Here is an 18,635-nt window from a genome sequence, read left to right as displayed (position 1 = left end):
CGCCGCTCCCACTCTTCCTTCCTGAGGATCACCTCTCCCTGAAGCGGATGACATCCTGCATATCGGAGCGCAGATAGGCCTCCGCCTCGGAGAGACTCCTCCTTTCATCCGTGTGAATAAAAATCCAAAGACCGGATACCGGGGATACTCTACCGGACGCAATTCAAGCGGTTCGGAAAACCCTGCGACAAAGGTTTCGTAATCAAACCCGGCAATCGTCTCCGGGACCGTGCCCGCAGGCGGCTGCACCACCAAGAGGGCATACACATCATCACCCACTTCCTGCAGCAACCGATCCCAGTCGGGCACCATCCCTTCGAAATAGAACCTGTAGACATTAATGCCCCAGGCATATTCCGCAATGTCCGTCGTGCACCACCCGGCAAAGCGGAGGGGGTTCACCTCGATGGGAACGACCTTTCCGTCATCATTCACCCGCAATTCAATATGCAGGGGAAAATTTGTGATTCCCATCAGTGCCTGAATCCGCCGGAGAAGGTGGGTTACCGGCGCAAGCTGCTCCGCAACAATCTTCCTTGAGGTCAGATAGACCCGGTCGTCGACATCATCAACTGAGGAGAAGAGATGGGCAAGAATATTGAGTACCACCGGTTCACCCTGCGCATTAAAATACGCATCCACCGCAAGTTCCGTTCCTTCGATATACTCTTCGATGATGAAGGTCCCGGCGTCACAGACTTCCGGCGGATAGCCTGCAGCGATATCTTCCATACCCGTCTTTATGGCGTCAAGGACGTCCGTCCATTCCTCGTCCGTGCGGACGACATGCACACCCGCACTGAAGAAGCCAACCGCCGGTTTGATGACAAACGGTTTCGGGAGGAGCGCAACATCAAGCATATCCAGTTCTCCGAAGGGGACCGACCGGAAGAAAAACGTAGGATACAGGCCGGAGATGAGTTTTCGAAATGCTGCCTTGTCCTTGAAGAGGGCGATGGTTTTCGCAAGGTCCGTTTCGCCCAGATGCTCCGCAATCCATCCTATCGCATGCTCCGAGTTGGTATACATCCGGCAATCGCCCTCGTGTACGCACCGCACTACTTCAGCTCCGTCGACGAGGCGCATCCGTCCGTCCGTGTTCATTCTCACTGATGTTGCATTTCTGAGAACAGGAAGGTCCATCGTCACTATGGTGTCCACAAGATACCGGGATACATAGGGTTCATCCAGTACTATCAAACCTCATCAGTCCTGTATTCATTTGCAGGACGAATGGCAAAAGAATGCCGGAAGAGGCGGTATTCACCCTCCCGGCCCCCGGACATCTTCTCAGCCCCCATGGGGATGCATCGCCGGTGACTGCTTGCCGGTGTCGCACCGGGAAGGGTCTGCCACATTTATCTGTCCGAACACTCCATTCTGCCATGTACGCTGTGCACGGCAGGTTTTGCCGGGCCATCCGCATCTGCCTGCAGCTGTCAGCCGGTGCGGGAGGAAATACTCTGAGATGGGATATTTGGAGAAGAGATGACTTTGAATGCGACAGACTGGAATACAAAATGGAAGCGGCAGTGGAACAGGTACCGCGATGCCAGCATGGAACAGACAGGGGCTGCCTACTGGGACAACGAGGATGCGGCACGTGATTATTACCGGAAATCACTGGAGCATCGTAATGCCCGTGTCGACCCCGTTCTCGCCGGCCTTCCTCTGGCCCCCACTGCCCGCGTGCTGGACATCGGGGCAGGACCGGGGTCAATTACCATCCCGCTTGCCCGGAAGGTCGCTCACGTCACCGCCGTCGAACCATCGGGGGGGATGTATACCGTACTCCGGGAGAACCTAGCGACCGAAAGTGTGTCAAACGTCGACACCCTGCAGAAACTCTGGGAGGATGTGGATGTTTCCGCCGATCTGGATGGGCCATATGACATCGTCTTTGCCAGAAACTCCCTGAACGTGCCGGATATCAAAGATGCCATCGGGACGATGATTGCAGCCTCGTCAGACTATCTCGCCATCTATTGGTTTGCGGGCCTGACCCCCTGGGAGATGATGTCATGTGCCCTGTGGCCGGCACTCCACGGCAGGGAATTTGCCAGCCCGCCGAAATGCGACATCATATACAACCTGCTCTATAGCATGGGGATTTACCCCAGTGTCGAATCCGTACCCTTCCCCCACACCTATGTCTTCCCGACCTCCGAGGCAGCCGTGGAGTACTTTGCCCCCAGGTCCTTGCAGCCACCACGGCCCAGAAGGACGTGCTCCGACAGTATATTCTGGCCCATATGGGAAGTGACGGCACCACATACACCATCCCCGGACACTCTCATCATGTGAAGATCTGGTGGAGAAAGAGGGAGTCGCCGCCGTCGGACTGAGCACCAGATGCCATCAGGGCCCCCTTCTCCATACCACCCGCCCTCCCCGGGGAGATGAAGGACATACGATGCCGATGAAGCAGAGCAGACCCTTTCGGGAGGCATCGCGTTGCCGGTTCTCCCGTCCCTGCATCTCCGAACCCCCCACCATACTCCTTTATACGGAGAAGAATCATTGTCCCCCCTATGGAGACGTTCACCCCTCCCCGCCCCATGATCACCTTCGCAGGATTCGACACGGGCCGCGAGAAGGCTCTGGAGGATCTCACATCAGTCATCAGGAACGGGGAGATCGACCCTCCGCTGCTGCCCCTCATACGGGCCTTCTCACGGGTGCCCTCCTGCTACACACTCCAGAGCTGCTACGGCCATTTTGTCCATGCAGGAACGCAGGACATCCACACTATCAGACGGCTGCAACCCGGCGCAACCCAGGTCAGAAGGGTAACCTACCGTATCGCCTACGTGGCATTCTGCATCGAAAACAGCCGCCGGGGCCATCTTCTCTGCGAGGATCTCCGTGTGATCGCAAGGAACGACCCGGAGTATATCCAGTTCGGGAGTGCCGACTGGTTCTGGGATCAGACTCCCAACACCTATGCCATTCAGGTTTCCCCGTCACGCTATCAGACACAGGATAGCTGTCTTTTGACCCTGGACGAGGCACTCGTCGTTCAGGATGTGAGGGACCGGTTATTCACGGAGCTGATGCGGCTCGTGAAGGAGCATACGCCGGCGGGCAGGTAGCCCCGGTTCACGGAAATTCACCACCCCTCTGCCGCGACCGAAAGAGGAGACATTCCCACTGAGGAAGGGGAGGGGGAAGGGGAGGGCCTTCCCCGCCAAAATCACTTTTTCCCCCCGTATGACCGGACATGCTTCCAGGCACGGTGATGGGCAGGGAAATGCTCCTTATCCGCGTACATGCCGATATCCTCACGACGGAAATGCACCCGATCCCGGCCAACAGGACAGACTTTCAGGCAGATACCGCAGGGGGCGATGCGCTTGCGGTGGAGGCGTTCACTGTTCTCTGCGCATGCCTTCTTGTCAGTCAGGACGGCGGGATATTCACCTTCCTCCAGTGCGCCCGCGGGACAGCGAAGCACGCACTCCATACATCTGGTACAGAGTTCCTCTTCCATGACCGGGTCCTCGGGCAGTTCGGCGGTTGTAAGTACCGAACCGAACCTGACCCGTGGCCCGTATTCCGGGGTCAGAAGCATGTTATTTACGCCGAACGTTCCCAGACCGGCCATGTACGCGGCATGCCGGTGAGAAAAGAAGGCAACGGGGTTTTCGAGCAGGACATCGATGCTCCCGTAGCCGTCGCGGGGGACGAAGACCGACGGATACCCCTCTCCATTCAGGTACGAGGCGAGCCGATAGGTATACTGGTCCAGGAGGGTATTGACAGTGGTGTAGAGCTCGTGATAATAGATGGAGGGTGCAGTCTCAAGGACAGGAAGGTCGACCGGAAGGCCGATTACGATCACCGACCTGGCCTCAGGAAAGATGGACTGCGGATAGAATGCCTCCGGCATCCATGGGGTAAAGGGCGGATGCTCCCACCGCTTCACACCGGCGATTCCCACGAGCGGGATGTCCATTGTACGGCACCGTTGACGAATCGACTCCCTGAGATCTTCATCCATTGTAATCACTATGAGCTATCGCAGTGGTATTTGAAAGATTCTCCGGAAGTCAGTGCCTCTTATCCGGTACCGGAATTCCTACATCCCTCCTGGCGATGCAACGGTCCGCCGGCACCCACGGATGATCATTCAAACCCACATTCATATCGCGATTGTTCTAAACGAACACATATCATGGCGAATACGGCATCCAGGTGATATTCACTCGTTTCATCCGATGAAATTGATAATACATACATGAATGACGAATATCTCCAAAAATACACTGCATTTTACCGATTCACTGATTCCCACAGGAGAGCATTTATCACCTCCACCACCATCATGACCCCCATGAGTGTCATTGCCGTAAGCAGGGATGACTGCACGAAATGCGGAGTCTGTGTCAATGTCTGCCCTGCCTTCATTATCTCGATGGAGAAGGGCGACTATCCTCTGGTGACCGAAGACAAGGAGAAACGCTGCATGAGATGTGGTCATTGCGAGGTTTTCTGTCCTTTTGACGCACTGAAAGTAGATTTCAAAGGAGACTATCCGGCAAACTTCAATCCCCGGGCCCTGGACATCAAACCGGACCAGTTCGGCAAGTTCATGCAGTCCCGCCGGTCCATCCGGCAATTCCGCAAAAAGCCGGTGGACCCCCGCGTCCTTGACGATGTGATGGAGACCGTGCGGTTTGCACCGACCGCTGCAAACCGGCAGAAGGTCCACTACATTGTCATCATGGACACCGAAAAGGTCCGGAGGATATCCGCCCTTGCCATCGAGTGGATGCAAAAAGTGATGAGCGAACAGCCTGATCACCCGTATGCCGACATCTTCAACGGAATGATAGAGGCCTATGATCAGGGAATCGACCTCGTCTGCCGGAATGCTCCGCATATCATCTTCGCGGCAGTACCCACCAACAACCCATTTGCCGTCACGGACGCTGCCATCGCCCTCACCTGGTTCGAACTCGTGGCCAAGGCCTACGGGGTCGGGTCATGCTGGCTGGGGACTCTCAAGCTGGCAGCGGAGGAATACCTCCCGATCCAGGAGGAACTGCATATTCCAAAAGGCTATCTCCCGAATTACGCACTGATATTTGGTTTACCCAAGCTCCGGAGCAAAGGAGTGCCGAAGAGAGATCCCCTGAGTGTCGAATACATCTGAATATTTTTTTGGATATTATACGGATCGGATGTCATTGCCCTAATGTTTCGTGCATCCCCACATCCCTCCCCCGCTCATCGGACGGGTCCTGTTCCAGCATATTCAAGTCATCAGGCAGAGAGATTTTCTGTACTATGGAGCACACGCCTGCGGCGGATTCGTCCGGAGCGCAGGAACAGGAACCCCATCACCCCGTAGACTTCCCGACGGGAAAACCACGGGTACATTCGTCCAGATGCTCGATTCTGTTTCCGGGTGACGAGGGGTCGGCCGCCATCGAAGAGGTTGGTGGAAAGGCATTCTCCCTCCTGGAGCTGTGCAGGGCAGGGCTTCCCGTCCCCCCGGGGTGTGTTCTCACCACCGCGTTCTTTGCGTCATGGTCCGCATCGGTGATGGCAACGGAGGTCTGGCGCTCCATGGCGGCATCCGGCACCCCGATCGCGGAATCCGGTGTGAAGGCACTGCAGGATCACTGCACAGGCCTTGCGTTTTCTCCACTTCAGGGAGAGGTGCTGGCGTCTGCACTCCGGCGCCTTGGCACCGATCCCGGCATCTGGGCGGTACGATCGTCGTCACCCGCGGAGGACGAGCAGGAGGCATCGTTTGCGGGCATCTACCGGACCGAGATCGGGGTGACGACGAACGGGCTCGAGGATGCGATTCGCAGGGTCTTTGCCTCTTCATTTGAGGGCCGGGTCCTCTCCTACCACAGGGCCCACCGACGCGACCCGGGCCCTCCGGCAATGGCGGTCATCGTCCAGAAACTGGTTCCCGCCGATATCTCCGGCATCGCGTTCTCCGCAAACCCGGTCACCAACAGCAGGGAGGAGATCGTTATCAATGCCGGATGGGGACTGGGGGAGACAATCGTTACCGGCCGGACATCACCCGATGAACTAGTGCTCACCCGGCAGGGGTCAACGATCGTCGACCGGAAGACCGGGGCGAAGGAGATCGCCTGCTTCGCCCGTCCCGGCGGCGGAGTGAGGGAATGTCACGGTTACCACAGCGAACGGTTCTGCCTGGATGGATACGACCCCTTCGTTCTGCGTGACCTCGTCCTGAAGGCGGAAGAGGTATTCGGTGATGCCGTCGATGTCGAATGGGCAGGAAAGGACGGCAATTTGATGATCCTCCAAGCCCGCCCCATCACCACCATGGTGCCGCTGCCGGAAGCCCTGAGGACCGGCGGCGGAGGGGAGCCGGTACGGATGTACCTTGACCTGACACTCGTCGAACACGGGATGCAGGGCGCCCTCTCGCCGCTCGGGTCTTCATGGATGGACGGGATTCTGGGTTGTACGGTAGAGTCGCTCACCGGCAACTCCTGTGCGGGCCGGGATGCAATCTGCGGCATTGCCCAGGTGACGGAGGGACGGATGTACCTTAACATCTCCAATCTCCTGTGGATCATGCATCCACGCATGATCGACCTTCTGTTTGGGGGACTGGACACCTCCTCCGCAGCGATCATACGGGACTGCGACCCCGCAGCATGGAAAAATCCCGTCCGTCCGGCTCTTCTCCGGGGCATGACGGCGGCCTCCCTCTGGCAGTCCCGCGACCTCCTTCTCCATGCGGGACGGGGATTTCTCTCCCCTGAGGCGGTATCCCGTGAGTGCAGGAGATCGGAGGCTGAGTTCCTTGCGTCACTCGATGAACTCGAGTTGCAGGATCTCCCGTTCAGTGAGTACTGTGAGAAGGCCGGGCGGCTGATCGTCTGGTGGGTGAAGGAGAAGACCGGTGCAACCCTGATCAACTCCGAGTGCGCCCGCATGACGGTCCGCAGGATGTTTGCCGGAGCACCCGATGACATCCGGGCGCTTGCCGACAGGGTTGACCGTGCCCTCCCGAATAACCGGACGACAGGGATGGCGCTCTCCCTGTCACGCCTCTCCCTTCTTGCAGGGGGCGAAATCGACGACGACGTCACCATGCTTGCGGAGCGGATTCGTCAGGGAGAGATGCCCGAGGAGTTCATGAAGGAATGGACGGACTTCATGGAAGAATACGGGTTCCGGGGACCGCGGGAGATCGATCCTGCATCACCGGGGTACGCCAACGACCCGCTCCTTGCCCTTTCCCAGATACGAACCTACAGAGAGGCAGATCTCAGGGGGCAGGGACCCGCGGAGCGGTTTGAGAACGAGCGCCGCCGCCGTGAGGAGGCGTGCCGCCTCCTGCGTGACTACAGCAGGAAAAAAGGCAGGCTGCAGGAACGTCTCTTCGTTCGGATGGAGACCCTGCTCGACATCTTCGGGGGCACCCGTGAAGATCATAAATATTACCTCGTCATGGTCACCGCAAGGGTGCGCAGGCGTGCCCTTGCCGCGGGAGAGATTCTCGCATCCAGGAACCAGATCGGGCATGCAAATGAGGTCTTCTGCCTCTCCATTGCAGATATCCAGGCCGCACTCGACAATCCCGGGGTCCGGATGCAGCCCGCCGTTGCCGCAAACCGGACACGCTTCGGCAGGATGAACCGGGTCAGCCGGTACCCACCGGTCATCGACTCCTCGGGGCGGATCATCCGCCCCAACACGGATGGGGAGGATAACGGGGCAGAGATTTCCGGATACGGCGTCTCCGACGGAACCGCCCGCGGTCCGGTCAGGGTGCTTCACCATCCGACTGAAAAAGAGGTTTTTCCGGGGGATATTCTCGTCATCAGCGCCTCGGACCCGGGGTGGACACCCCTCTTCCTGACAGCCGGCGGGGTCATCCTTGAGGTGGGGGGGCTCCTCCAGCACGGGTCGATCATCGCTCGGGAGTATGGCATTCCCTGCATCGTGGGGGTCACCCGGGCGACTGAGCGGTTTGAAGACGGCCAGTGGGTGGAGATGGACGGAGGAAACGGGATCATACACAGGATTTCACCGGAGGACATCCCCTGCACCGAATAACCGACGGGCAGGATGGGACCGACACCTCTCTATTGCATCCCATTTCGTTGTTTTGACATCGTACATTCCGAAATCTTATATTTTGGCATGCCGACTTTCAGGGAATGAGGTGGAAAGAATAGTTGCGGAGAAGACCGGACCACCCGGTCTTGCCGCCGATATGGCCCGCCGGATGTTCTCCGGGGATGCCGACCCCTTTGTCCGATGGTGGTATATACAGGGTTATTTTGAGGGGGAAGATTTTGGCCGGCGGGATTTTACCATCTGTTTCTTTTCACTCCGGCTTGCGGATGATGCCGGTCCGTCGGGTGAGGCAATACGGAGCCCTGGTGCGATGTATCTCTGCTCTGTTGTCGATGCGGCAACGGGCGTTCACCACCGGGAAGTGCGGGTGGATGCGTCGCTGCACAACTGGTACCTCAGGCAGCTCGACACGTTCCCGGACAGACTCGGCGTGAGCAGGTACGTCAGTGACACCATCAGGAGGGAGATTGAGGAGCACGGCCTCTATCCCCCCATTAACTGCCCGCCGACGACGATGGAGACCGAGAAGACCCCTTTCTCGGTGACTTGGGACGACGCCCGAATCACGTTTCTTGACGAGGAGATCATCATCACCTTCCATGACCCGACCCACGGGGAGATGATGTCATGCGCCCTCATTCCCCAGGTCCCGTTTACTGACCTTTCATCCATCGCGCCGTCGGGTGCCATCGGCATGGAATATGTCACCTGCCCGCGCCTGAAGCTCAATGGTGTCGCAGGAGGGGCGCCGGTCTCCGGGGAGGCATGGTGCGATTACCAGTCCGGCGGGACTGAATGGTTCCTCACAGAGCAGGAGGAGACCGGATGTATCGAAACGGACGGCCGACCCTGTTACCATCCTCTCGGCTGGGACTGGTGCGGCATACAGCTGGATGACGGGCGCTGCCTGATGCTCATGCACCGGCGAAACCTCCGGTCAAAGGAGACGGTCTCAACATTTTGCATCCTCTTTTCTGAGGACGGCACTGCAGAATGGCACCCCCGGATAACGGCACGCCCCATTCGTACGTGGGAGAGCCCGCGGACTCACATTCACTACCCGGTGAAATGGGAGTTTGCGATACCCGCTATCGATGCGATATTGCATTTCTCTCCCGCAACGGATCAGCAGGAGATCGAGATCATCGGGATGGACGGCGGTCTCTGGGAAGGGTCGGGGAGTGTCACGGGGAAGATAGGAGAAGAAGGCGTATCCGGACGCGGCCAGCTGGAACTCTGCGGCTATGGATTCATTGCGGACGTAGCGGACTTTGTCGGACGATTTGAAGGGAAGATCAACGAACGGCTCGAACAGCTCTTCCCCCGCGAGATCGATGAAGCATGGTGCGCCTCTCTCTTCGGTGAGACACAACCCATCCTTGATTACACTCCCTTTACCGAGACCATCTCGCGACCGGTCTGGGACCTCCTCTCACGGGGCGGAAAGCACTGGCGGCCGATCTTCGGCATTCTCATAGCCGATGCGGTAGGCGTCAGGTCCACCGAAGAGACGGAGAAACTCTTCGTGATGACCGAACTCCTTCATTCGGCGGCTCTCATCATCGATGATATCGAGGACGAGTCGCTGCTCCGGCGGGGTGACACCACCATTCACCAGAGATATGGAACGGATATTGCCATCAACGCGGCAAGCACCCTCTACTTCTTTCCTCAAAGCATCGTATCGTCCTGCCCGGACCTTACCCCCGACCAGAAGCACGACGTGCTCAGGCTGATGACCAATACCTCTTTGCGGGCGCACCTCGGCCAGGGGCAGGACATCTACTGGTCAAGGAATCTCTCCCCCGCCGCTCTGACGACGTGGCGGGAGGGGCACCTCGACGAGCAGATCCTCCAGATGTACGCCTACAAGACGGCATCGGCGACGGAAGGGGTCGCGGAGCTTGCCTGCATCCTGCAGGACGTGACACCGGAGACGAGAGCGGCCTGCCTCCGGTTCGGCAGGACCATGGGAATCGGTTTTCAGATCATCGATGATGTGCTGAACTTCTCCGGCGACGAAAAATGGGGAAAGGTGGCTGGCGAGGATCTCAGAAACGGCAAACCGACCTATGTCATCCTCCGGGCCCTCGATCTGCTGGACCGGGATCGCTCCGACCGGTTGACCGCCATCCTCTGCACACCCGAACTCCGGATGCAGGATGTCGTCCTCCAGGAAGGTATCGATCTTGTACGGGCATCGGGAGCCCTGGAAGACTGTTCCGGCGAGGCTATACGACATATCGAAGCGGAGTGGGCGGCATTCTCCCGCCGGATTCCCCCCTCGCCGGGAAAGCTCATGCTCCGCGTAATTTGTGCAAATCTCGTCAATATGGCCTATGAGGTGTGATTCAGTGAATGGTTGTGGCCCAATCCTCTCTACCTCATTCCTGTTTTCTTCGCCGGACAGGAAGTTCTGAAATGCATTCATAGACCTTCTCCGCAAGGTCGGGATTTCCCAGGAAGAGACGGGAGAGGTCCCGTTTTGAAATCTTCCTCAGATAGATATTGCCGAGGGCAGCAACGATGACCGCCCCCAGGAGGACGAAGATCATATCCAGCATGGTATCGTCAAGCCCGTGCTGCATCTCTATTCCCAGGAATGTGTCGACGGTATATTCAAAGATCTCCCAGAGCCCGCCGACTGCTACCGTCAGCATGACAATCAGGAAGATGATGACCGGACGGTTGAAGTTGTTCTCGGTGTATTGATCGAGGAGGAGCACCAGAGTAAATCCGATGAGCGCGACGGTCGTTCCCGATATGAAATGCGCTATTTTGTCGTAATACGGGTATAGTGTGGTATACCAGTCAAAATACTGGCCGCCGATATGGATGTAGAGGGAGAGAACGATGAGAAATGTCAGCCACCACGGGACTGTAATATGTACTTCCCGCTCCATGATCATCGGGACCATGGTGAGGAGAAGAACAATAAAACCGCCAAAGACATAGGAGTAGTTCCCGACCATCATACTGTCGATGATTATGAAGATGATCATCACCTGAAGGAATATCGTCATATATCCCCCGAAACGTGAACGGGACAGGTGCGGCATAGTCTTCTATTGACCATGCACCGATATCAAACCAGAGGGCGACCAGGCAATGTGGGGGCACCCCGGCAGCCAGCGGACATCCACAGGGACAACAGGAGGCTCAGGTTGAATCGGCGATGCGCGCATGCCTTCTGCATGTGCGGCGAATTCACAGAGAACGCCTAAAAACACTTTAATAAGATGAAATTTTAGGCGGCGCAGATAGCTTTATTACGTAAACAGAGGTACCATACATTTCATAAGGCAAATTAATGAGTAAAATTGCGCCTAATTCTAAAATAACCAGTTATATTGGCCCTGTTGAAAGCCTGGAGAGCTATGTCAGGGCCGACTGGTGGAGGGAGATCTTCAACGCAAACTACCTCCGTACGGATGGTGATGTGATCGAGGACACCTCCATTACCTCGGAAGAAGTCGATCTCTTTTGCAGTGCCCTGAACCTCTGTCCCGGCGATACCATTCTTGATCTCTGCTGCGGACAGGGACGGCACTCGCTCGAGCTTGCACGACGGGGATTCTCTGACGTTACCGGGCTGGATCGCTCCCATTATCTCATCACCCGTGCGAAGAAGCAGGCAAAAAATGAAGGACTGGCTATCAGTTTCCGCGAAGGTGATGCACGAAAACTTGCCTTTCAGGCCGACACCTTCGACCATGTCCTCATCCCCGGCAACAGTTTCGGTTATTTCGAATCATATGAAGATGATCAAAGCATCCTCAAAGAAGTGTTCCGGGTGGCAAAGCCGGGAGGAACACTCCTCCTGGATATCGCCGACGGCGCGTGGCTGAAGGAACATTATGAACCCCGCAGCTGGGAGTGGATCGACCAGAACTACTTCGTCTGCCGTGAACGAAGCCTCTCGGAGGACGGCGAAAAACTCATTTCACGCGAGGTGATCACTCATGTCCGAAAAGGAGTGCTTGCGGACCAGTTTTATGCGGAGCGACTCTATAGCCGGGAACGCATCGAAGAGATGCTTGGGGCATGCGGCTACCACGACATCACCTTCCACGACACCATCATCCCGAAATCCCGGAAAAACCACGATCTCGGCATGATGGGCAGGCGTCTGGTCATCACGGCACGGGTACGGAAGGAGTGGACGTCCAGAAAGCAGGTGGCAAAGGCAAAACGCAGCGTGACCGTCGTGATGGGTGACCCGCGGCTGAAGGACAGGGTCCGTCCGTCATGCGTCTTTGACGAGGATGATTTTTACACCATCGAGCAGCTTAAATCGGCCCTTTCGAAGTGCGATGGTTACTCATTCACCTACGTAGACAACCATGCGACACTTATCAAAACCCTTCAGCAGAAGGGTAAGAAGGCGGATTTCATCTTCAACCTCTGTGATGAAGGATATTTCAACGATCCCCTCAGGGAACTTCATATTCCGGCCGTCCTGGAGATGCTCGACATCCCGTATACCGGCGGGAACCCCCAGTGTCTTGCCTACTGCTACGATAAGTCCCTTGTGCGTGGTGTTGCGCATGAACTTGACATCCCGGTCCCGAAGGCATTCATGATCACTCCCGGCGACAGTTCATTCATCGAACAGCCTCTCAGGTTCCCGGTTATCGTCAAACCCAACCTTGGGGATTCCAGTGTAGGAATTACCAGGAAGAGTGTCTGTGGAGATATCGAAGAGCTGCAGGAGGCGATCGAGGATGTCAGGACCAGGTGTGGACAGGAGACCTCCATCCTCGTCGAGGAGTTCCTCTCCGGCAGTGACATCAGTGTCGGCATCATTGGAAACCTCCCGGACATGTATGAGGTGCTGCCGATCATCGAGGAGGACTACTCCGCACTCCCCTCGTCCTACCCGCGGATCTGCGGCTACGAGGCAAAGTGGGACCCGTCCTCCCCGTACTGGAACCTCAGGTCCGTACGGGCTCATCTCTCCGAGGATGTGCAGCGGTTCCTCGTGGCAAGCTGCCTCAAGCTCTTCGGGAGGCTGAAATGCAGGGACTATGCACGGTTTGACTGGCGTCTCGATCACAACGGCACCCCCCGGCTCCTTGAAGTCAACCCGAATCCCGGGTGGTGCTGGGACGGTCATCTCGCAAAGATGGCGGCCCTCGCGGGGGTATCATATCCGGAAATGCTGGAAAAGATCCTTAAGAGTGCCGAACACAGAATCCTCGACTAAAGCCCATTTCACCGTATTTTCCTTAATAATGCATCTGATTCCCCGGATATTCCCCTCATTCGGGCGAATTCCTCTTTTCAAGCAGGGATTGCCAAATAACGAGCCATCCCACAATACCCTTAAATATGAGGAATCTGTAGTTGAGGGTTGGTGATTGTGATGGATGCATATGCAGGCAATATTGCGTATATCGATCTGACAGCGGGGACGGTAAAGGTCAAACCTACTCCTGCGTCATTGAAAGAGGACTATATCGGCGGGAGAGGGTTTGGGATCAGGTTCCTGACCGACATGGTGCTCCCGGATATTGACCCGCTGAGCGAGGACAATGTCCTTGTCTTTGCCTCCGGGCCGCTCACAGGGACGGGCATTCCGCTGGGAAGCAGATATGAGATCTCAACCCTCTCTCCCCTGACTGGATGCGCCATCAGTTCCAACAGCGGCGGTGTCTTCGGATGGAAGATGAAGAAGGCGGGATTCGATGCGGTGGTTATCGCCGGAAAGGCACCCCGGCCGGTCTACCTCTTCCTGGACAACGGAGAGGTGTCCCTGTATGACGCCGCGGAGATCTGGGGAAAAACGACCAGTGAGACGACGGACATCATCCAGCAGATACATGATGACAAAAAGATACGGGTCGCCTGCATCGGACCCTCCGGCGAGAAGCTTTCCCTTATCACCTGCGTCATCAATGAAAAGTACCGGGCCGCAGGAAGGGGGGGCAGCGGGGCCGTCATGGGATCGAAAAACCTCAAAGCCCTTGCAGTACGGGGCGAGCAGGAGATTGCAGTCGCCGACGACGACAAACTCAATCTTGTCAAGGACCGTATACGGAAAAAGATTGAGGCCGACGGCATCGCGCAGGCCCTCCATGACTACGGAACCGCTGTTCTGGTCAACATCATCAACGAGAACTACATTCTCCCGACAAATAATTTCCAGAGCGCCCATTTTGAGGGAGCGGAGAAAGTGTCGGGAGAGACCATCAAGGAGACGATATTCAAAAAACCGAAGGGGTGTTATGCATGTATCGTCCAGTGCGGACGAATACATGATTTCGAGGGGATAACCGGGGAAGGGCCCGAGTACGAACCGGACTGGGCATTCGGCCCCGACTGCGGCATTGACGACCTCAAATCGATCACCCTCGCAAATAACATCTGTAACGAGTACGGCCTTGATGCAGTCTCAGCCGGAGCGACCATCGCCTGCCTCATGGAGATGGCAGAGAAGGGGTATATCACACATCCCATCCGGTTCGGCGATGCCGAAGGGATGCTCGCCGTGCTCAGGCAGATGGCGACACGCGAGGGAATCGGGGAAGAGCTTGCGGATGGTTCCTACCGGTTTGCCGAACGCCATGGCCACCCGGAACTTTCCATGAGCGTGAAAAAACAGGAGCTTCCGGCATATGATCCGCGGGGGCTCCAGGGACACGGGCTTGCCTATGCGACTTCGGTCCGGGGAGGCGATCATGTCTACGCGTATATGATATCCCCCGAGGTCCTTGGTGCACCGGAGAAACTCGACCCGTACGAGACCGTAAACAAACCGGAGTGGGTGAAGACCTTCCAGGACCTCACAGCGGCAATCGATGCAAGCGGCATGTGTCTCTTCACCTCCTTTGCCCTCGATGCCGATGACTATGCCGACCTCATGACCGCCGCGACCGGCATCCGGTTCGATGCCGCAGGGCTCATGAAGGTGGGCGAGCGGATTTGGAACCTCCAGAAACTCTTCAATCTCGATCGCGGGATTGGAATGGAGACCGATACCCTCCCTCCGCGGCTTCTGGCAGAACCCCTCCAGGAGGGGGCCCCGAAAGGAATGGTCTGGAAGCGTGACGAACTCCTGAAGGAATATTACGCTCTCCGGGGATGGGATGAAAAAGGAGTCCCAACCACGGAAAAACTGAAGGAACTGGCAATACACTGAAGAGAAAGGGAAATACCTGCGGAGAGCCGGGCCGGTCTGAAAATCCGGGACAGTCCATATCCGGGGAAAGACCGGCCCTTATCAAAGACCATGGCACAACAGCCCATATCGATCACCGTCAAAACCTTCGCAACCTTTCGCGAGGTTGCGGATGCGACCATTGCCCTCGACATTAACGGAGGAACCACCGTCGGCATGCTGCTGGATCTGCTCACCACCAGGTACGCCGGGCTCGGGGACATGGTGTTCACGGAAACGGGAGAACTCAAAAAGTATGTCAATATCCTGAAAAATGGACGGAACATTCATTTTTTAGATGGAATGGAAACGGTGATCGAAGACGGTGATATCATTGCCCTCTTCCCCCCTGTGGCCGGTGGATGAGCATTTCGGACCAATATACCCCATTTGGCGGAGATTATCCCTTCACTTGCTTCAGGGATCCCGTTCCCGGATATATCCCGAATATTATGTAGCATGAGAGGTTACATACCAGATACCAACGGACGAGGGCATCCGGTGAAAGCGCATGACCAAAACCCCACGGGTGTACATGCCATGTCGCGATGGCACGGCCGAACCACCATAACCCATCATGGCCGAGATTGAAACAGGGGAGACACATGTCATGAAACAAACGGCTGAAACCAGCGAGGGAGCATTTCCAGGAAGGGATTGGGATCAACCCCTCTCGATCGTCATTCAGGCAGGCCTTATCATCAGTGAAGCCCATTTTGAGACCGGCCGCGTGCTTGAGGGGATACGGGCGACCATCCTTCGTCTCGAGTCCATCCTGAAGAAGACCGACCATATGTATCGGTGGGTGATGCAGGGGACAGGGCTGTCCGCATCCTCGGCAAGGGGATCGGGCAGGTCGTATTCTTCGACAATGAGTTCGGAGATCGAAGGAAAGGCCTGCATGAAGACAGGATCATTATCATAATCACCTGCCTCAATGAGGGAGAGATAATATGGCGTGATGCAAAGAGGAAAGCGTGCAATGGTCTCTTCAAGCTCTTCACGGCGGTCAGCCGGGAACTGAATGCCAAGGAGGCGTTCAACCGTGTCAATGTCACGGATGGAGTGGCCAATTTGCCACTCCCAGTCTTTCCAGTTTGATTTGAGTGTTTCGGGATCGATTCGTTCGGCGATTTTCTGCTGATTTGATGAATACACGTGCATAAAAAAACATTCCCTGGAGGGTGGTCCGGTCTTCTAACCTATCTGTGCCATCCATATTAAGTGTTGAGGAAAAACCCAATAATTTTGTCCGGATGGGCAAAATACGTTCGAATTGAGATATTTTTGATCTCCCCCCCCGAATTGCAAATTGCGCTGATCTCAGCCATGGTATCCCTGTATCGGGGCAGGAGATCCCCCCCCTTACATATTCCCGGACAATACCCTGATCATTTGGAAGATCACCACATTTACATGGCCAAAAGTGAGTTTCAACCCAAATTACGCATCAGTTTTCGATTCAATCCATTCCGGGGATTTTCTGTGATGCCCCATATTCCCGTATTGCCAAACCACCGTCACCGTCGCATCCGGCAACCCGAGAGGAGAGCGCAGACGGGAGGGAGGAGAAAAGCCTGACCACCCGTGCAGCAGCCGTCGTAGACGCCGGTAATATTTTTTATATCATCACCTGCACTATTCCCTCATCCTCGTAAAGGGGTGATACCATTGAAAAAAGAAGAGTACAGGAGCATATTATCCGGAGCAATTGAAAAAGAGGTGGAATCCTACACCTTCTACCGCGAGATCGAAAGCTGCACAAATGACGAGACCCTGAAGAAGATCTTTGGAGAACTCGCAGACGAAGAACGCAAACACAGGGAAACCCTTGAGGAATTCCTGACAAAACCGATCAAGTCCCTGGAGTTCGACGAGGCACAGGACTACAAGATATCCGAAACCCTCGAACTTCCGACGATGACGACGGAGATGAAACCCGCCGACGGTATTGCACTGGCCATCAAAAAAGAGGAACTCTCACGCGATATGTACCGGGAACTGGCCGAGCTGAGTACCGGGCCGCAGCAGAAGCAGATCTTCACGAACCTGGCCAACATGGAGTCGCATCACAAGGCACGCCTGGAAGACATATTCACGAACATGGCATTCCCTGAAGTCTGGTAGACGCACTGCTTAATTTCCGCAAAAACGACAACTGCCAACGGAGGGGGGGGGCGGTTGTCTCTGCGCGACAGGCATACCACAAAGACGGACGGCCGTTTCGACAGCCCCGGACCCATTCGTTGAAGGAGGACGAAACCGCACGCGGGCAACCCTTTGCCTCCGCCACGGCAGGTATTTTGGCGCGGCACCACACAATCAGATATATGGATGTGAAGAGCAGTGCTATCAGGACATACCGGACCTTCCTGCAGATAATTCCCCAGATCATCGGCATAATTCTTCTCATCAGCCTTGCACTGACACTCATTCCGCCGGAGATGTATGGGACGGTATTTACCGGAAACCCTGTTGCCGATCCCTTTGCGGGGGCGACGATCGGCAGTATTGCAGCAGGAAACCCGGTCACGAGCTACGTCATCGGAGGAGAGCTCCTGAATTTCGGCGTAAGCCTCACAGCAGTGACCGCTTTTATCATCGCCTGGGTGACGGTGGGCCTCATCCAATTGCCGGTCGAGATGAATACTCTCGGAAGCAGGTTTGCAATCACACGCAACCTCTGCGGGTTTTTCTTTGCCGTCATCATCGCCGTCCTCACACAGGCCACCCTCATCCTGATAGGGGTGGGGGCATGAACGGGATGCAGAAAAAGACCTCGCAGGGAGACAGGATGAAAGACAACGGCACCGGTCCGAAGGGCGGGAGGGGGCAACCGGCGTTTCCCATGATCTTTCTGGGAATTGCCGTTGCATGCTACCTCATCCTGGCATTCCGGGATTACGGGGTCTTCAGTGAAGCCGTCCGGACATTCATCGGGATCATCCTCCAGATTCTCCCGGTCCTGGTTCTGGTCTTCGTGTTGTTCTTCGTAATCGACCTCTTTGTTCGTCCGCAGGCGATTGCCCGCCACCTGGGATATGAATCGGGTATCAAGGGATGGATTCTTGCAGTGGTGGCAGGCATCATCGCAACCGGCCCCGTCTATGTATGGTATTCAATGCTTGCCGATTTCCAGGAAAAGGGCATGCGCATCGCATTTTCGGGGGTCTTTCTCTATATGCGTTCGGTAAAGCTGCCGTTCATCCCCCTGATGATCTACTATTTCGGCGGTGCCTTCACTGCCGTCCTGACCCTCTACCTGATTATCTTCTCCTTTTTTGCAGGCATCTGCTGCGAAAAAGCGGTCCTGTGGGTCGGCCGGAGCCGTTGACCACCGGTTCGCCCATTCAGAACACCACGTGAATAATTCGATCAGGTGACCTGGGCGCTG

At 56.2% G+C, this 18,635-nt stretch carries 17 protein-coding genes; 11 read left to right on the top strand and 6 right to left on the bottom strand.

What is annotated here, in order from left to right:
* The coding region (locus AZH53_RS11260; protein WP_319643606.1) for an ATP-grasp domain-containing protein at positions 1–1,200 on the bottom strand (1,200 nt) is incomplete at its 3' end.
* On the bottom strand, positions 1,197–1,358 hold the full coding sequence (locus AZH53_RS11255) for a hypothetical protein (protein WP_319643605.1): 162 nt from the start codon (positions 1,356–1,358) through the stop codon (positions 1,197–1,199). The genes AZH53_RS11255 and AZH53_RS11260, both read right to left, overlap by 4 nt.
* A gap of 130 nt (positions 1,359–1,488) precedes the next feature.
* On the opposite strand from AZH53_RS11255, the gene AZH53_RS11250 reads away from it, so the two are divergent.
* Positions 1,489–2,304 carry a class I SAM-dependent methyltransferase gene (locus tag AZH53_RS11250; protein WP_319643604.1) on the top strand — a complete coding sequence of 272 codons (816 nt, stop codon included), beginning with the start codon at positions 1,489–1,491 and terminating at the stop codon, positions 2,302–2,304.
* On the opposite strand, the gene AZH53_RS11245 is transcribed toward AZH53_RS11250, so the two are convergent.
* Complete coding sequence (locus AZH53_RS11245) at positions 2,297–2,521, bottom strand: hypothetical protein (protein ID WP_319643603.1); 225 nt, start codon at positions 2,519–2,521, stop codon at positions 2,297–2,299. The two genes, AZH53_RS11250 and AZH53_RS11245, sit on opposite strands and share 8 nt — an antisense overlap.
* Before the next feature lie 10 nt (positions 2,522–2,531).
* Between AZH53_RS11245 and AZH53_RS11240 the strand changes: the two genes are divergently transcribed.
* Positions 2,532–3,092 (top strand): tRNA wybutosine-synthesizing 3 family protein, encoded by a 561-nt coding sequence (locus tag AZH53_RS11240; RefSeq protein WP_319641524.1) that lies wholly within the window; start codon positions 2,532–2,534, stop codon positions 3,090–3,092.
* 101 nt (positions 3,093–3,193) lie between these two features.
* On the opposite strand, the gene AZH53_RS11235 is transcribed toward AZH53_RS11240, so the two are convergent.
* Complete coding sequence (locus AZH53_RS11235; protein WP_319641523.1) at positions 3,194–4,000, bottom strand: 4Fe-4S binding protein; 807 nt, start codon at positions 3,998–4,000, stop codon at positions 3,194–3,196.
* A gap of 333 nt (positions 4,001–4,333) precedes the next feature.
* Between AZH53_RS11235 and AZH53_RS11230 the strand changes: the two genes are divergently transcribed.
* From AZH53_RS11230 to AZH53_RS11220, 3 genes are all read left to right on the top strand, one after another.
* On the top strand, positions 4,334–5,155 hold the full coding sequence (locus tag AZH53_RS11230) for a nitroreductase family protein (RefSeq protein ID WP_319641522.1): 822 nt from the start codon (positions 4,334–4,336) through the stop codon (positions 5,153–5,155).
* Positions 5,156–5,289: 134 nt separating this feature from the next.
* Positions 5,290–8,058 carry a PEP/pyruvate-binding domain-containing protein gene (locus tag AZH53_RS11225; protein ID WP_319643601.1) on the top strand — a complete coding sequence of 923 codons (2,769 nt, stop codon included), beginning with the start codon at positions 5,290–5,292 and terminating at the stop codon, positions 8,056–8,058.
* Positions 8,059–8,167: 109 nt separating this feature from the next.
* Positions 8,168–10,432: a polyprenyl synthetase family protein gene (locus tag AZH53_RS11220; protein ID WP_319643600.1), complete on the top strand. Its 2,265-nt coding sequence runs from the start codon at positions 8,168–8,170 to the stop codon at positions 10,430–10,432.
* 34 nt (positions 10,433–10,466) lie between these two features.
* Here AZH53_RS11220 and AZH53_RS11215 read toward each other — a convergent pair whose 3' ends face one another.
* The gene (locus tag AZH53_RS11215) at positions 10,467–11,105 is read right to left on the bottom strand and encodes a DUF2238 domain-containing protein (protein WP_319643599.1); all 639 of its coding nucleotides are present in this window, start codon (positions 11,103–11,105) and stop codon (positions 10,467–10,469) included.
* A gap of 287 nt (positions 11,106–11,392) precedes the next feature.
* Here AZH53_RS11215 and AZH53_RS11210 point away from each other — a divergent pair, with 287 nt between their 5' ends.
* From AZH53_RS11210 to AZH53_RS11200, 3 genes are all read left to right on the top strand, one after another.
* Entirely contained in the window at positions 11,393–13,288 is a 1,896-nt protein-coding gene (locus AZH53_RS11210; RefSeq protein WP_319643598.1) for a methyltransferase domain-containing protein, read from the top strand.
* A 159-nt stretch (positions 13,289–13,447) separates the two neighbouring features.
* Entirely contained in the window at positions 13,448–15,223 is a 1,776-nt protein-coding gene (locus AZH53_RS11205; RefSeq protein WP_319643597.1) for an aldehyde ferredoxin oxidoreductase family protein, read from the top strand.
* A gap of 90 nt (positions 15,224–15,313) precedes the next feature.
* Entirely contained in the window at positions 15,314–15,607 is a 294-nt protein-coding gene (locus AZH53_RS11200) for a ubiquitin-like small modifier protein 1 (protein WP_319643596.1), read from the top strand.
* A gap of 318 nt (positions 15,608–15,925) precedes the next feature.
* Here the strand turns inward: AZH53_RS11200 and AZH53_RS11195 are convergent, their stop codons facing one another.
* On the bottom strand, positions 15,926–16,399 hold the full coding sequence (locus tag AZH53_RS11195; protein ID WP_319643602.1) for a hypothetical protein: 474 nt from the start codon (positions 16,397–16,399) through the stop codon (positions 15,926–15,928).
* 504 nt (positions 16,400–16,903) lie between these two features.
* Here AZH53_RS11195 and AZH53_RS11190 point away from each other — a divergent pair.
* The 3 genes from AZH53_RS11190 to AZH53_RS11180 all read left to right on the top strand — a co-directional run bounded on the left by AZH53_RS11190 (position 16,904) and on the right by AZH53_RS11180 (position 18,575).
* Positions 16,904–17,368, top strand: coding sequence for a ferritin family protein (locus tag AZH53_RS11190; protein WP_319641529.1), 465 nt, complete (start codon positions 16,904–16,906; stop codon positions 17,366–17,368).
* Positions 17,369–17,571: 203 nt separating this feature from the next.
* On the top strand, positions 17,572–18,000 hold the full coding sequence (locus tag AZH53_RS11185) for a hypothetical protein (protein WP_319641528.1): 429 nt from the start codon (positions 17,572–17,574) through the stop codon (positions 17,998–18,000).
* Entirely contained in the window at positions 17,997–18,575 is a 579-nt protein-coding gene (locus AZH53_RS11180; RefSeq protein WP_319641527.1) for a hypothetical protein, read from the top strand. The genes AZH53_RS11185 and AZH53_RS11180 overlap by 4 nt, the downstream gene beginning before the upstream one ends.
* Positions 18,576–18,635: the final 60 nt, after the last annotated feature.

Source organism: Methanovulcanius yangii (assembly GCF_018687785.1).
Taxonomy (GTDB): Archaea; Halobacteriota; Methanomicrobia; order Methanomicrobiales; family Methanomicrobiaceae; genus Methanovulcanius; species Methanovulcanius yangii.
The sequence above is the reverse complement of the archived record's forward strand: the minus strand, read 5'-3'. Positions and strand labels throughout refer to the sequence as shown.

What these genes read in the sequence shown, in the direction of transcription:
- AZH53_RS11255 (WP_319643605.1), bottom strand. Translation starts at nt 1,358, where the DNA reads ATGTGGCAGACCCTTCCCGGTGCGACACCGGCAAGCAGTCACCGGCGA.
- AZH53_RS11250 (WP_319643604.1), top strand. Translation starts at nt 1,489, where the DNA reads ATGACTTTGAATGCGACAGACTGGAATACAAAATGGAAGCGGCAGTGG.
- AZH53_RS11245 (WP_319643603.1), bottom strand. Translation starts at nt 2,521, where the DNA reads ATGATTCTTCTCCGTATAAAGGAGTATGGTGGGGGGTTCGGAGATGCA.
- AZH53_RS11240 (WP_319641524.1), top strand. Translation starts at nt 2,532, where the DNA reads ATGGAGACGTTCACCCCTCCCCGCCCCATGATCACCTTCGCAGGATTC.
- AZH53_RS11235 (WP_319641523.1), bottom strand. Translation starts at nt 4,000, where the DNA reads ATGGATGAAGATCTCAGGGAGTCGATTCGTCAACGGTGCCGTACAATG.
- AZH53_RS11230 (WP_319641522.1), top strand. Translation starts at nt 4,334, where the DNA reads ATGAGTGTCATTGCCGTAAGCAGGGATGACTGCACGAAATGCGGAGTC.
- AZH53_RS11225 (WP_319643601.1), top strand. Translation starts at nt 5,290, where the DNA reads ATGGAGCACACGCCTGCGGCGGATTCGTCCGGAGCGCAGGAACAGGAA.
- AZH53_RS11215 (WP_319643599.1), bottom strand. Translation starts at nt 11,105, where the DNA reads ATGACGATATTCCTTCAGGTGATGATCATCTTCATAATCATCGACAGT.
- AZH53_RS11210 (WP_319643598.1), top strand. Translation starts at nt 11,393, where the DNA reads ATGAGTAAAATTGCGCCTAATTCTAAAATAACCAGTTATATTGGCCCT.
- AZH53_RS11205 (WP_319643597.1), top strand. Translation starts at nt 13,448, where the DNA reads ATGGATGCATATGCAGGCAATATTGCGTATATCGATCTGACAGCGGGG.
- AZH53_RS11200 (WP_319643596.1), top strand. Translation starts at nt 15,314, where the DNA reads ATGGCACAACAGCCCATATCGATCACCGTCAAAACCTTCGCAACCTTT.
- AZH53_RS11185 (WP_319641528.1), top strand. Translation starts at nt 17,572, where the DNA reads ATGGATGTGAAGAGCAGTGCTATCAGGACATACCGGACCTTCCTGCAG.
- AZH53_RS11180 (WP_319641527.1), top strand. Translation starts at nt 17,997, where the DNA reads ATGAACGGGATGCAGAAAAAGACCTCGCAGGGAGACAGGATGAAAGAC.